Source organism: Paraburkholderia humisilvae (assembly GCF_902859855.1).
Lineage (GTDB): Bacteria > Pseudomonadota > Gammaproteobacteria > Burkholderiales > Burkholderiaceae > Paraburkholderia > Paraburkholderia humisilvae.
In genome coordinates this window covers 97,348-109,840 of the sequence record NZ_CADIKH010000024.1, presented here as the reverse complement: position 1 = coordinate 109,840, position 12,493 = coordinate 97,348, and the positions used below count along the sequence as shown (strand labels likewise).

The following is a 12,493-nucleotide window of genomic DNA, read 5'->3' as shown; positions in this document are numbered from 1 at the left end:
GTACAGCGACGGCAGCCAGACGGTCACGCACAGCTACGACGGTCTGGGGCAGCTCACGCAGACGGGTGCGGCGGGCCGGACGCTGCGCTATACGCGCGATGCGGCGGGCAACGTGACGGATATCGCGTGGCCGGACGGCTTCCACGTGGCGACGACGTACGACAGTTACCGGCGGCCGGTGCAGATACTGGAGAACGGCACGGTGAGTCTGGCGAAGTACAGCTACGACCCGCTGAACCGTCGCACGCAGGTGGACCTGGGCAACGGCACGCGCACGGAGTTCGCGTACGACGGTCAGGGCGGGCTGTCGACGCTGAACCACCGCTTCACAAGCAGCACGGAGGACTGGCTGGCGACGTTCACACGCAACCAGTTGGGGGAGATCCGGCAGGCGGGTGTGACAAACAGCCGTTATGCGTGGAATCCGGTGGCGGCGAGTACGGCGTATACGGCGAACGCGCTGAACCAGTACACGGTGGTGGCGGGACGGAGCGCGACGTACGACCTGAACGGCAACCTGACGGGCGACGGGGTGTGGACGTACGGGTACGACCTCGATAACCGGCTGAAAACGGCGAGCCGTGCGGGCACCACTGCGACGCTGGCGTATGACCCGGAAGGGCGGCTGGTGAAGACGGCGGTGAACGGGGTGGACACCAGCCTGCTGTATGACGGGCAGAACCTGGCGGCGGAGTATGGCAGCGCGGGAACGCTGACGCGACGGTATGTGTTCGGGCCTGGGGTGGATGCGCCGCTGGTGCAGTACGAAGGGGCGGGGACCACGTCGAAGAGCTGGCTGTATGCGAACCAGCAGGGCAGCGTGGTGGCGGTGGCCAACAGCACGGGCGCGACGACGGGTGGAGTGGGGTATGGGCCGTTCGGAGAGACCGATGGCACATTGCCGACCCGCTTCGGGTACACGGGGCAGCAGTATCTGGCGCCGCTGGGTCTGTACCATTACAAGGCGCGGATGTATTCGCCTACGATGGGGAGGTTCCTGCAGACGGATCCGGTGGGGTACAGGGATGATCTGAACTGGTATGCGTATGTGGGGAATAATCCGGTCAACTTCAGTGATCCGACAGGGTTGGATTCGGTATTGGCAGGCTTTGCGAACGCGAGGGCGTTCACATACACTCCGGGCTATGTTGGTCCTGGCGTTCAGGTTGCAGCGTTGCCGTTGTTGCCGCTTGCGGTCTTCGGTTTGGTGGTCAACGAGATTGCCAATAGCGATGTTCCGCTCATTGGTGGGGGACTGGTTAAGGGTTTGGGGGCTGCCGCCGACGCTGCCGCTCCGCTTATTAAGGCGGGTTCAGCGGGCGGTGCAACGGCAGGCAAGGTCTTCCCGCAGGCTGTCAAGGATGCTGCTAACGTGGAAAACCCGCTGAAGGTCTGCGTTTATTGTGGTCGCGAGGGCGTGGCGACACAAGTTGATCATGCGATACCGAAGGCGCGAGGCGGAAATGCTACGTTGGACAATGCCCAACTTGCGTGCCCGCACTGCAATGCTTCGAAAGGCGCGAGAGACTTTCCTGCTAATCCGCCACCGGACTACTTTGGCAAATGGCCACCATCGCACTGGGGAAACTGATACGTATGAAATACCAAACGGGTGAGCACGTAGCCGTGCATTCGTTTCCAATTTGGCGTGATCGCGCCAACTTCGTCTTCGCAGCATATCAAGGGACGAGGGATGGGAAGAACGAATGGGAGCAGTTGTGGGGACAGCAAGTGACGCCTCAACGTTTCATCGTGTGTTGCATCCCCTTCTTCGTTTACGATGTGGCTCTAGGCGATGAGGTTGAAATCGATGCAAACTGCGTTCTTCAACATGTCGTTCGTAGCTCGGGCCAAATCACCTTCAGGGTATGGTTTGGTGCGCAAGATAAGGCGACACGAGAAGCATTGGTGCGTGAGATAGAAGCCATGAAACCCTTAATGGAATGGTCTTCAGAAAATTTGCTTGCACTTAGCGCATCTGATAATGCCGAAGCGCAGAGAATCGCCAATTATTTGCAGGTTAGCGAAGAAAAAGGTTTGCTTCAGTACGAGACGGGGCGGACTGGTCACCGCTCGCGGTGATCCTCACTGGCGCCAATCGCCATGATGTCACGCAGTTACATCCCCTGATCGACGCCATCCCGCCCGTTCGCGGCAAGCGCGGCCGGCCACTCTCAAAGCCGCGCGTCGTTCAGGGCGACCGCGGCTACGATCACGACAAATACCGCCGCCCACTACACGCCACCGGCATCGCTACTCAAATCGCACGCCGCGGCCAGCCTCACGATCTGGTAGGTGATAAAAGACATAGGGCCGCTCGCGCGGCCCTATGTCTTTTAAGCTGGGTCTGTACTATTACAAGGCGCGGATGTATTCGCCGGGGTTGGGGAGGTTCCTGCAGACGGATCCGGTGGGGTATCAGGATGATCTGAACTGGTATGCGTATGCAAAGAACAACCCCATCAACCTGACGGATCCGGGCGGGATGATTGCGTCGGCGTCGGGCAACTTCGCGAATACGTCGTCGCCGGCGGCGGCGAATGTTGCGGCCCAGTCGTCAACTGGCGATGCGAAGCTGGGTGCACCGACGTTCAGCATGCCAAAGTCGGAAGTGGGGGATAAGCCGGCGATTCAATTAGCTGGCGCGGACGGGATGCCCGGTAACAACTATACGCAGAACAAGCAGACTCGTGCTATCGCGGTCCAACTCGGCTTGACTAAAGATCAATCTCAACAGCTCCATAGAGAGATCGGCGGTCAGGGGATGGGATATCACGAGGCGCTCGAGCGCGCGAAGGATATGTTCAACAAATGGTGAGCAAAAAAATGGAAAGCTTGGAAGAGATTTTCGCTCCGGTAATAGGGAAGATTGCTTTCTCTCTAAAACAGACTCATGGAAGCTGTTTCTTCGTCGAGTTTGGGGACCCCCATTTGCGAATTCGAGAGCCCATTGTGCTGAGGCCGGGGGCTTCTGAGAAATCAAAGATCAGTCTGCGCAGGCGCCGAGTCTTCGTTGTGGGAACTTGGTCGCTTCTTGTCCAGGATTGCAATTGGACGCTGACAAACGAGCAGAGATCTGTCTGTCAGGCGGATGCGCCGGAAGACATGGAGAATGTGTTCCGAGGCGTTGAAGGGCAATATCTTGTATCTGCAAGCGTCGATGAGGCGACGAAAACATTCACGCTGGAGTTCGATCTTGGCGGAAATCTGAAATTATGGTCACGAAGCGACAGGGATCCTGATCTCGATCCTGACGAAGATCAATGGCGACTCCACTGCAAGGATGGATCGTCCGTAGGCTATACAAACGATGGCTCAATCGCGGTTGAGTCGGCGAGTGACCCGGACAAAACCTAAGCGATTACTAAGGAATACTGTTGCATAGACGAAGGGCCGATTGCGCGACCCTTCGTCTTTTAGGCTGGGGTAATGACAAGCCGCCGGTGCTCGACGGTAATGCGCACGCGGGAGCGTGGCGCTTGCATTGGAAATGCATGCCGAGGCTTACCCGATGGCCCTCGTGTTCGAATCACGGTTAGAGATTAGCATGTCAATCACGATTAAATTTGAAGTTTCGTATAGTCAGCTTGCGGTATTTGCGAGCGCGTTTTCGCAGCCATATAACGACTGGAGCGATCGACACGTTGTACAAGGATTTGCTTGGCGACCAGGCAGGTTGGATTTGCCCCCGTACTTCGCAACACCATCTCACACTAAGGTTGATGAATCGGTTTTGCGTCGAAACTCGGGCGGCGAGCGGTATTTCGGTGCGCTATGCGGATGCTTCTCGTTGTAGTGTTCGAAGGCAACGGCCAGATTGCGCAGGACGGTCACCGCGTCTGGCTTCGGCATGAACCCAACGTAGTCGCGCTTCATCGTCTTGAAGCTTTCTGCCATGCACGGCGTATACGGCGAACGCGCTGAACCAGTACACGGTGGCGGCGGGACGGAGCGCGACGTACGACCTGAACGGCAACCTGACGGGCGACGGGGTGTGGACGTACGCCTATGACCTCGATAACCGGCTGAGGACGGCGAACCGTGCGATATCCGTCACGTTGCCCGCCGCATCGTGCGTATAGCGCAGCGTCCGGCCCGCCGCACTCGTCTGCGTGAGCTGCCCCAGACCGTCGTAGCTGTGCGTGATCGTCTGGCTGCCGTCGCCGAAGAGCTGGCTGTATGCGAACCAGCAGGGCAGCGTGGTGGCGGTGGCCAACAGCACAGGCGCGACGACCAGTGGCCAGGGGTACGGACCGTTCGGCGAGACGGATGGCACATTGCCGACCCGCTTCGGGTACACGGGGCCGCAGTATCTGGCGCCGCTGGGTCTGTACTACTACAAGGCGCGGTTTTACTGGCCGGCGCTGGGGCGGTTTCTGCAGACGGATCCCGTAGGGTATACGGATGATGTGAACTGGTATGCGTACGTGGGCAGGGCCACGTACAAAGCGTGCCTTACGTACACAATTATGCGGTTGTTCATAACGGAAGCAGCCCTTGCGTCGAAACAGGCTCCCGTCAGAAACGATCATCAACGCGCACACACCGCCTGCTACGGTATCCATGGAAGGCATGTCACGCTGCATTGCGAAACCAGGCCGCAATAACAGCGCACCACTGCCCGTGCCGGACTCGCCATACCGGCACGCCTTTGAGCGTAACCAGATCTCAACAGGAGGGCTACCATGGGTTACCGAGGCATTACGGAACAGAATTTCCGTCAGATCATCAAAATTGGCGAAATTCAACGCCATGACGGCAATTGCTGGGCCTGCGCGCTATCCGTCGTTCTGCGCGTTCACGGTATTAACGTGACAGAGAACTACGTCACGGGTCTTTTCCACGAGTGGCGCATCGAAGGCATTACAGTGAACCAGGTGGAGCAGCTGGTCGGCTTCTTCAACAAGAACTACTTGTCGAAGCAAGGCTGGGTCATGAAGACCACCAATACCTGGCAAGGCCACATGACGCAACTGATCGAGTTCGCGCCGATTCAGGTTTTTATCCAGGGGCATTTCATCGTGGTGCTAGGTTACGACGATGACAACGGCCAGACGACGTATTTCGACCCATGGGACGGTCAAGTCAAGACCGTATCGGAGCAAGCCTTCACAGGCTTGGGTGGCCCGGGGCATACGGTGTACATGCTTCGCGAATAGGTGTGTGCGCACCTAACGCGGCCTGTCACCGCAGGTCGAGAGCGTGGCCGGGCGGGCGTCGCCTTCGTCGGCTCATGCACGGCTACGCACGACTGTCCACGAAGGTTCGCCGAGGCCGACGGCGCGGCCGCGACAGGCGTCAGTGATCATCCAGCGACCCCTGCGCATTGAAATGCGCACGGATCGTCTTCGTATAGTGAAGAAACGCCGGCGTCGCCATCACCTCAAGCGGGCGTGGCCGCGGCAAGTCGATATCGTAGATCGCAGCAATACCGCCCGGACGCTCGGACATCACCAGCACGCGGTCCGACAGAAACACGGCTTCCGGAATGCTATGCGTGATCAGCAGCACCGTCTTCTTCGAGTCGAGCCAGATGCGCTGCAGTTCCATATTCATGCTTTCGCGGGTCATCGCATCGAGCGCGCCGAACGGTTCGTCCATCAGCAGCACGGACGGCTCATGCAGTAGCGCGCGGCAGATCGACACGCGTTGCTGCATGCCGCCCGACAGCTGCCATGGGTACTTGTCCTCGAACCCGACAAGCCCGGCCATTTCGATCAACCGCTTCGCCTTGTCGCGCGCATCGCGTCTCGGCATATGACGCATCTCGGCTTGCAGCAGAATATTGTCGAGCACATTGCGCCATGCGAGCAGCACCGCGCTCTGGAACACAATGCCCACGTTCTTCTGCGGACCACGAATCGCATGGCCCGACAGCGTCATCGATCCCGACGAGATCGGCTCCAGCCCGGCAACCATTTTCAGCAGCGTGCTCTTGCCACAGCCCGATGGACCGACGATCGACACAAACTCCCGCTCGCGGATATCGAAGTCGAGCGGCCGCAGCGCCTGCATCATCCCTTGCCGGCTGCGATAGCGCTTGGTCACGTTACGCAACTCGATCAGCGGCCGCGCCGGCGCCGCCGCGGGAGATCGGTACGGGGTGTCGTCGAGCTTGAGTACGGTGGTCATAACGTAACGGGCCTGAATGGAAGGAGAAGGGGGGAGAACACGGCGGCGACCTGTCAACCGTGGTGCCTCAGGGCACGAACACACCCGTGTAGTACTTTGCCGGCGCATTCGCGGACGGATCGAGCTTGCTGTATTGCACGATCGAGGCGACCGAGCTGTCGATGTTCCGCGTGGTGACGTGGAAGATGGGCTGGTTTTTGGTTTCGGGCGTCCGGTAGAACGGAATCGTCGCTTGCAGCGTGCGCAGCATCGTGTCGCGCGAGCCGGCCGCGGGCAGTGTTTTGAGCAGTGCGTCGACCGCGGCGGCCGGGTCTTTTTCGCTCTCGCTGACTGACTTCGCCGTCGCGCGCATAAAACGCCTGAGCAGATCGGGGTTGTCCTTGATCGTATCGTCGCGCGCGATGATGCTCAGTGTCGCAACGTTGACGTCATAGTCCGCAAAGCGGATCGCACGTGCCGGTTTGTTCGTCGCCTGTTCAACGGAAATCAGCGGATTGGTCGCAAAGCCGACCAGCAGATCCGCATGTCCAGTAATCACCGCATTGATCGTCGTCTGCGGGTTACCGGTGATCGTCTTGAAGTCGCTGTCCTTAAGACCCACCTTGTTCATGAACATCGTCCATAGCTGCGACGATGCATCGCCCGGCGCGACGGCCACCGTTTTGCCCTTGATGTCCTGCGGCGTCTTGATGTTTTTTTCCGCGAGGCCGACCACCGATGTCGGGTTTTCCTGCATCAGCACGCCGATTGTCTTGACCGGCGCGCCCATCGCCGCCACTTTCACCATCGTGCTGAAATCGGCGTAGCCGATGTCGGCGTTATGCGTCGCCACCGCCTGCACGGTAGGCCCGGAACCATGGCCTTCGACGATCTTCAGGTCGATGCCCTCAGCGTCGTAGTAGCCCCTGACCTTGCCGAGATAGAACGGGGCAACCGCACCAGTGACTGTGTAGTTGAGCATCAAGGTCAACGAATCTTTTGCATGCGCGTGAGCGCTTGCGCAACCGAGTGCGGCAATGCCCAGCGTGACCGCTGCGCGCAACAGCCGTTTCACCTTCATAGCGTCTCCTGCCTGTTTCTGATGTGGAATATCGAAGCGCGTGTCATGGGCCGCGCGAGAGGCGTGACGTGTGCGATCTGCGCTACGTCCGGTCGAGCAGGCGTGCGCGATGGGACGAATGCCATGGAATCGCGATGCGCTCGAGCATGTCGATCGCGACAAACAGCAGCGCGCCGATGACCGACAGCACGACCAGCGCTGAGAAGATCAAAGGCTGGTCGAAGTTGCCATTCGCCCGTTGCAGCACGAAGCCGAGCCCGGAGTTCGCGCCGACGAACTCGCCAACCACCGCGCCGACCACTGCGAGCGTGATCGACACCTTCATGCTCGAGAAGATCGACGGCAACGCGTGCGGCAGGCTGATTTTGAAGAACGTTTTGAGCGGTGAGCTGCCCATCGATTTCGCGAGGTCGATCAGGTCTTTCTCGACCGATTTGAAGCCGAGCACGGTCGACACAACCACAGGAAAGAAGCCGAGCAGAAAGGCAACCAGCATGCGCGGAAAGAGTCCGAAGCCAAACCAGACCACGAACAGCGGCGCAATCGCGACTTTCGGAATGCTTTGCGAGAACACCACGAGCGGATACAGATAGCTTTCGATCAGCGGCGACGCGGCGACCAGCATCGCGATTGGTACGCCAATCAGCACCGACAGCGCAAATCCACCGAGGGTCGCATAGAGCGTGGGCACCGATTCCTGCAAAAGCATCGGCCATTGCGCGACGATCTGCTGCAGGATTGCCTCCGGAGTCGGCACGAGGTACGGCGGAATCTTGAAGATGCGGATCACCAGATCCCACGCGACGAGTACCACGACGATCAACAGCAGAGGGCGTACCCACTGCGAGTACAGGATTTTCCTGGCGAGATTCACGGCATTCGACCTCTCGGGTTGACGGGCTGAAAACAGGCTGCAGCGGAACCGCTGATGGATACGTTGCGCCGCGGTTTGCGACCGGGCGCGTTGGGCTTGTCGCAAGATTGAAGGCGTGCCCCGCCGTGGGCAAACGCTAATTGTTCATGCCGAACATGAGAGAAATTCATCCGGTATCCGCCGCGCGGCCTCTGCGCATCGCGCGAGCCGCCTGTTCGCCGCGCAATGAATAGTTTTCATGCGGGGCATGAATGATCATCGTTTGCCGCACCTGCGGCGGCGCCGCAATATCCGGCTGCGGACTCGACGTCTCGAAGCCGATTTCCAGCGGAGCATGCAATGAATCAACCGAACAGTCCCAATGTCGTTTCGTCTCATGTCGCCGTGCGGGACGGCACGCGTATCACCTACACCCTGTATGGCGGCACGCAGAACGAGACGCGCGTCGTCCTTGTGCATTCGCTGGCGATGGACCGTTACTTCTGGACACCAACAATCGAGCGCCTGTTGCCTCGCGCATCGGTTCTGGCGATCGACGCACGCGGTCACGGCACGTCGGACAAGCCGGCGGGGCCGTATACGGTGACGCTCTTTGCGCAGGACGTGTACGACGTGATAGGCGCAACCGGCTTTCGCGATGTGTTGATTGCGGGCGCATCGATGGGCGGCTGCGTCGCGCTGGAATTCGCCGCGACCTATCCCGATGCGATCGCCGCAGGCCTGATCAATACGACCGCATGGTACGGCGAGAGCGCGCCGAAGGACTGGAACGTGCGCGCGGAAAAGGCCGAAGCAGGCGGCTTGCCGCCGCTCGTCGACTTCCAGACGACACGCTGGTTCAGCGACGCCTTCCGCGCGGCGAACCCCGAGGTGGTGCAGCGCTGCGTCGATACGTTCCTGCGCAACGACGTTGCACCGTTTGCCGCAACGGGCCGCATGCTCGGTGCGTTCGACGGCCGCGCGCTGATGAAACACGTGACTGTGCCCGCGTGCGTAATCGTCGGTGAAGAGGACTATGCGGCCACGCCCGCGATGGCGCGCGCGCTGCACGCAGGCATCGCCGGATCGACCTTCGTCGAAATCCCGCAAGCGCGGCACCTGACGCCGCTTGAAACACCCGATATCGTCGCGCGAGAACTGCATACGCTGCTCGATCGCGCAGGATGTGCCCGTTGAAGCTGCCAGAAATAGCCATGTCCGCAAAGGAGCGCATCTGATGATTCCGTTTGAGCTCGCGAGGCCCCGATCGCTGAAGGAGGCGATCGCGCTGCTGGACCCGGAGGACCCGGATATCCGTCCAGTGGGCGGCGGCACGGCGGTGATGTTGATGATGAAGGCGGGGGTGCTGCGCCCGACGCGGCTCGTAAGCCTGCGCGATGTTGAACCGGAGTATGCGCAGGTTCGTCCCGGCGCGAACGGCGAACTGGTGATCGGCGGGCTGACCCGGCTGGCGACGCTCGAACATTCGCCGCTCGTCAAGGAAGGCTGGCCGCTGCTCGCGCGCACGTTGCGGACCTTGTCCAATGTGCGCGTGCGCAATGTGGCAACGATCGGCGGCAACCTGGGCCACGCTGACCCGCATATGGACATGCCACCGGTGCTGAGCGCGCTGGGTGCGCGCGTGACGATCTCCGGTCCGAATGGCGAGCGCACGGTGCCGGTCGAGCAGTTGTGCACCGGCTATTACGAAACCGTGCTGGCGCGCGACGAACTGATTTCGCGCGTGACGGTGCCGCCGCAAGCGGGCCGCCCAGCTGCGTACATGAAAGTCACGACCCGTGCGGCGCACGACTGGCCCGCGCTCGGTATTGCGGTGGTGCTGGACATGCAAGGTGCGGCAATCGGCCGGGCAAGCGTGATTGTCGGCGCGGCGACCGATCGGCCGACACGCCTCACCGAAGCGGAAACGCTCCTGCGTGGCGCATCGCCTGACGACGCGATTCTGCGCGACGCGGGCGAAGCCGGCGCGGCGCAACTGGATATCGTCGGCGACGCGCATGGCTCGGCCAGCTACAAGAAGCAACTGCTGAAGGTCTATCTGGGCCGCGCGGTGCGCACGGCGCTTGACGCCGCAAGTGCACGCGGTGCCCAACTCAAGGGTCACGCTGAATGAAGATTGAAACGAAGCTGGATGAACAGCCGGCACAGAAGCAGGTAGGCCGCTCATTGAACCGGCTCGAGGCGCGCTCGAAGGTCACGGGACGCGCCGAATACATTCACAACCTCGTGCTGCCGCGCATGCTATACGGCAAGATTCTGCGCAGCACGGTCGCGCATGGGAAGATCGTCAGTATCGACACGAGCGCGGCGCGCGAACTGCCTGGCGTGTTCGGCGTCTACACAGCGCAAGATATCGTGAAGGTGATTCCGGAGCCGTATTACGGCCCCGCGTTTCACGATCAGCCGATTCTCGCGCTCGAAAAAGTGCGTTATGTCGGCGAGCCGGTCGCGGTCGTGCTCGCCGCCGACCCGCATGTCGCGGAAGAAGCGACGCATCTGATCATGGCCGACTACGAAGAACTGCCTGCCGTGTTCGATGAAGTCGAGGCCGCGCGGTCCGACGTGCTGGTGCACGATTTTCTGCGGCCGGCCGGCACGTTTCCCGACCTGAAGCATCTGGCGGGACGCAAGGGCACCAATGTCGCACTCGATTTCCGGTTACGTCGCGGCGATGTCGATGCGGCCTTCGCGCGCGCCGCGCAGGTATTCGACGACACGTTCACGACCCAGCAGGTGATGCACACGCCGCTCGAGCCGATGGTGTCGATTGCGGAGCCCGATGCCGGCATGGGTACGCTGACCGTGCATACCGCATCGCAGAGCCCGTCGTTCGTGCGCATCGAGATAGCGCGTCTGCTCGGCTGGGACGAAAACCGCGTTCGCGTGAAGTCCGCGCTGCTGGGCGGCGGTTTCGGTGCGAAGCTGTATATCAAGCTCGAAGCGCTGGTGGTTGCGCTGGCTTTGCTCGCGCGGCGCCCGGTGAAAGTGTCGCTGACGATGGAAGAGCAGTTCTTCACCATCACCAAACACGCGACCACCTTTCGCATGAAGACAGCCGTGTCCGAGGACGGGCGCATTACCGCGCGCAAGTGCGAAGTGTGGTGGAACGGCGGCGCGTATGCGGATATCGGTCCTCGCGTGACGCAGAAGTCGGGTTTCACCGCGTCCGGTCCGTACGATATCGAGAACGTGTGGATCGATTCGTACCAGGTGTACACGAATCTGCCGCCTGCCGGCGCGTTTCGTGGCTTCGGCATTCCGCAAATGGTGTGGGCGTATGAGAGCCACGCCGATATGATCGCGCGGGCGCTTCGCATCGATCCGGTCGAGTTCCGGCGCCGCCATATTCTGCGCGAAGGACAGTTGCATCCGACCGGCACGCCAATGCACGATGCGGCGATCGATCTGGTCCTTGAGCGCGTAGCCGAACGGATGAACTGGCGCGCGCCGTTCGAGCGCGGCTGCGGCACCGTGCGGCGCGGCCGCGGCATCGGTATCGGCTTTAAGGCGCTGGTCGCACCGACGACTTCGATGGCGATGATCAGCCTCGCGGGCGACGGCAGCTGCACCGTGTATTCGAGCACGGTCGATATGGGCCAGGCGTCGGAGACGGCGATCGCGCTGATGGCGGGCGACGTGCTCGGACTTCCCGCCGAACGCATCAAGGTGATGCGGCCCGACACCGACGTGACGCCGTACGACATGGCGACACTCGGCTCGCGCTCGACCTTCCATATGGGCCACGCGGTGCGCCTCGCCGCGGAGGACGTCAATCGCAAGCTCGCGGAGCTTGCCGAAGAACTCGATGTGCCGCCGGTGCCCGCGATTCGCGCGGGCGAACTGCTGCGGCGCAAGTATGGGATGCAAGCGGGCAATATCGTCGGTATCGGCAGTTTTATTCCGCCTTACCAGTCACCGTCGCATGAGACGGGACAGTCGGAAAACATTACGCCGAACTGGATGGTCGGCGGATGCGGCGTCGAAGTCGAGGTCGATACGGAGACGGGTCATTTCCGCGTGCTGCGCTTCGAACATGTGGTCGATTGCGGCACGCCGATCAATCCGAAAGTGGTCGATACGCAGATTTCCGGTGCCGCGATCATGCAACTCGGCATCACGATGTTTGAACGCATGGAGTTCGACGAGGTCGGACAACTGCGCAATGCGTCGTTTGCCGAATACAAGATTCCGGGCATTCATGACATTCCCGCGAAAATTGGCCGCGAGACGGTGAATTCCGTGCAGCACAACGGTCCGTTCGGCGCGAAAGGCGTTGGCGAGAGCTCGACGTTCGGCGTGGCGTCGGCGATCGCCGAGGCGATCGACGATGCGGTCGGCGTGCGGCTGAAGTCGCTGCCGTTGACGCCTGAACGTGTTTACCGCGCGTTGTGCGCGGCGCGTAACGAACCGCTAGCCGAGGAATAACC

General features: G+C 60.9%; 15 protein-coding genes and 2 pseudogenes. 11 read left to right on the top strand and 6 right to left on the bottom strand.

Features of this window, described 5'->3' with window-relative positions; translation table 11 throughout:
• The 6 genes and pseudogenes from HV796_RS24205 to comJ form a co-directional block, all read left to right on the top strand.
• Positions 1 to 1,591, top strand: a 1,591-nt coding sequence (locus HV796_RS24205) for an RHS repeat-associated core domain-containing protein (protein WP_175229033.1), incomplete at its 5' end; no start/stop codon positions are given.
• Positions 1,564 to 2,082: a DUF4265 domain-containing protein gene (locus HV796_RS24200; protein WP_175229032.1), complete on the top strand. Its 519-nt coding sequence runs from the start codon at positions 1,564 to 1,566 to the stop codon at positions 2,080 to 2,082. The genes HV796_RS24205 and HV796_RS24200, both read left to right, overlap by 28 nt.
• Positions 2,058 to 2,285 (top strand): annotated as a pseudogene (locus HV796_RS24195) (transposase); the annotation flags it as partial. The gene HV796_RS24200 and the pseudogene HV796_RS24195, both read left to right, overlap by 25 nt.
• A 44-nt stretch (positions 2,286 to 2,329) precedes the next feature.
• On the top strand, positions 2,330 to 2,818 hold the full coding sequence (locus HV796_RS24190; RefSeq protein ID WP_175229031.1) for an RHS repeat-associated core domain-containing protein: 489 nt from the start codon (positions 2,330 to 2,332) through the stop codon (positions 2,816 to 2,818).
• Positions 2,812 to 3,357: a hypothetical protein gene (locus tag HV796_RS24185; protein ID WP_175229030.1), complete on the top strand. Its 546-nt coding sequence runs from the start codon at positions 2,812 to 2,814 to the stop codon at positions 3,355 to 3,357. The genes HV796_RS24190 and HV796_RS24185 overlap by 7 nt, the downstream gene beginning before the upstream one ends.
• 133 nt (positions 3,358 to 3,490) lie before the next feature.
• Positions 3,491 to 3,796, top strand: a complete 306-nt coding sequence (gene comJ, locus HV796_RS45875; protein WP_377692411.1) for a competence protein ComJ — start codon at positions 3,491 to 3,493, stop codon at positions 3,794 to 3,796.
• On the opposite strand, the pseudogene HV796_RS24175 reads toward comJ, so the two are convergent.
• A pseudogene (locus HV796_RS24175) lies at positions 3,709 to 3,906 on the bottom strand (integrase core domain-containing protein); the annotation flags it as partial. The gene comJ and the pseudogene HV796_RS24175 overlap by 88 nt on opposite strands.
• Before the next feature lie 100 nt (positions 3,907 to 4,006).
• Positions 4,007 to 4,300, bottom strand: coding sequence for an RHS repeat domain-containing protein (locus tag HV796_RS24170; protein WP_246356014.1), 294 nt, complete (start codon positions 4,298 to 4,300; stop codon positions 4,007 to 4,009).
• On the opposite strand from HV796_RS24170, the gene HV796_RS24165 reads away from it, so the two are divergent.
• Both HV796_RS24165 and HV796_RS24160 read left to right on the top strand, forming a co-directional pair.
• Entirely contained in the window at positions 4,200 to 4,607 is a 408-nt protein-coding gene (locus tag HV796_RS24165; RefSeq protein ID WP_343052970.1) for an RHS repeat-associated core domain-containing protein, read from the top strand. The two genes, HV796_RS24170 and HV796_RS24165, sit on opposite strands and share 101 nt — an antisense overlap.
• Before the next feature lie 78 nt (positions 4,608 to 4,685).
• Positions 4,686 to 5,159, top strand: coding sequence for a C39 family peptidase (locus HV796_RS24160; protein WP_175229026.1), 474 nt, complete (start codon positions 4,686 to 4,688; stop codon positions 5,157 to 5,159).
• A gap of 139 nt (positions 5,160 to 5,298) precedes the next feature.
• Here HV796_RS24160 and HV796_RS24155 read toward each other — a convergent pair whose 3' ends face one another.
• The 4 genes from HV796_RS24155 to HV796_RS24140 form a co-directional block, all read right to left on the bottom strand.
• A complete protein-coding gene (locus HV796_RS24155) occupies positions 5,299 to 6,132 on the bottom strand; it encodes an ABC transporter ATP-binding protein (protein WP_175229025.1) in 834 nt (277 codons plus the stop codon).
• A 67-nt stretch (positions 6,133 to 6,199) separates the two neighbouring features.
• Positions 6,200 to 7,192, bottom strand: a complete 993-nt coding sequence (locus HV796_RS24150) for an ABC transporter substrate-binding protein (protein ID WP_175229024.1) — start codon at positions 7,190 to 7,192, stop codon at positions 6,200 to 6,202.
• An 82-nt stretch (positions 7,193 to 7,274) separates the two neighbouring features.
• On the bottom strand, positions 7,275 to 8,066 hold the full coding sequence (locus HV796_RS24145; protein WP_175229023.1) for an ABC transporter permease: 792 nt from the start codon (positions 8,064 to 8,066) through the stop codon (positions 7,275 to 7,277).
• 166 nt (positions 8,067 to 8,232) lie between these two features.
• Positions 8,233 to 8,406 carry a hypothetical protein gene (locus HV796_RS24140; protein ID WP_175229022.1) on the bottom strand — a complete coding sequence of 58 codons (174 nt, stop codon included), beginning with the start codon at positions 8,404 to 8,406 and terminating at the stop codon, positions 8,233 to 8,235.
• Between HV796_RS24140 and HV796_RS24135 the strand changes: the two genes are divergently transcribed.
• From HV796_RS24135 to HV796_RS24125, 3 genes are read left to right on the top strand one after another with little or no spacing between them, the layout of a single operon-like run.
• The gene (locus tag HV796_RS24135; protein ID WP_175229021.1) at positions 8,406 to 9,242 is read left to right on the top strand and encodes an alpha/beta fold hydrolase; all 837 of its coding nucleotides are present in this window, start codon (positions 8,406 to 8,408) and stop codon (positions 9,240 to 9,242) included. The two genes, HV796_RS24140 and HV796_RS24135, sit on opposite strands and share 1 nt — an antisense overlap.
• A 40-nt stretch (positions 9,243 to 9,282) precedes the next feature.
• On the top strand, positions 9,283 to 10,179 hold the full coding sequence (locus tag HV796_RS24130) for an FAD binding domain-containing protein (RefSeq protein ID WP_175229020.1): 897 nt from the start codon (positions 9,283 to 9,285) through the stop codon (positions 10,177 to 10,179).
• Positions 10,176 to 12,491 (top strand): xanthine dehydrogenase family protein molybdopterin-binding subunit, encoded by a 2,316-nt coding sequence (locus tag HV796_RS24125; RefSeq protein WP_175229019.1) that lies wholly within the window; start codon positions 10,176 to 10,178, stop codon positions 12,489 to 12,491. Before HV796_RS24130 ends, HV796_RS24125 begins: the two co-directional genes overlap by 4 nt.
• Positions 12,492 to 12,493: the final 2 nt, after the last annotated feature.

What these genes read in the sequence shown, in the direction of transcription:
- HV796_RS24200 (WP_175229032.1), top strand. Translation starts at nt 1,564, where the DNA reads ATGGCCACCATCGCACTGGGGAAACTGATACGTATGAAATACCAAACG.
- HV796_RS24190 (WP_175229031.1), top strand. Translation starts at nt 2,330, where the DNA reads ATGTCTTTTAAGCTGGGTCTGTACTATTACAAGGCGCGGATGTATTCG.
- HV796_RS24185 (WP_175229030.1), top strand. Translation starts at nt 2,812, where the DNA reads ATGGTGAGCAAAAAAATGGAAAGCTTGGAAGAGATTTTCGCTCCGGTA.
- comJ (WP_377692411.1), top strand. Translation starts at nt 3,491, where the DNA reads ATGCATGCCGAGGCTTACCCGATGGCCCTCGTGTTCGAATCACGGTTA.
- HV796_RS24160 (WP_175229026.1), top strand. Translation starts at nt 4,686, where the DNA reads ATGGGTTACCGAGGCATTACGGAACAGAATTTCCGTCAGATCATCAAA.
- HV796_RS24155 (WP_175229025.1), bottom strand. Translation starts at nt 6,132, where the DNA reads ATGACCACCGTACTCAAGCTCGACGACACCCCGTACCGATCTCCCGCG.
- HV796_RS24150 (WP_175229024.1), bottom strand. Translation starts at nt 7,192, where the DNA reads ATGAAGGTGAAACGGCTGTTGCGCGCAGCGGTCACGCTGGGCATTGCC.
- HV796_RS24135 (WP_175229021.1), top strand. Translation starts at nt 8,406, where the DNA reads ATGAATCAACCGAACAGTCCCAATGTCGTTTCGTCTCATGTCGCCGTG.
- HV796_RS24130 (WP_175229020.1), top strand. Translation starts at nt 9,283, where the DNA reads ATGATTCCGTTTGAGCTCGCGAGGCCCCGATCGCTGAAGGAGGCGATC.
- HV796_RS24125 (WP_175229019.1), top strand. Translation starts at nt 10,176, where the DNA reads ATGAAGATTGAAACGAAGCTGGATGAACAGCCGGCACAGAAGCAGGTA.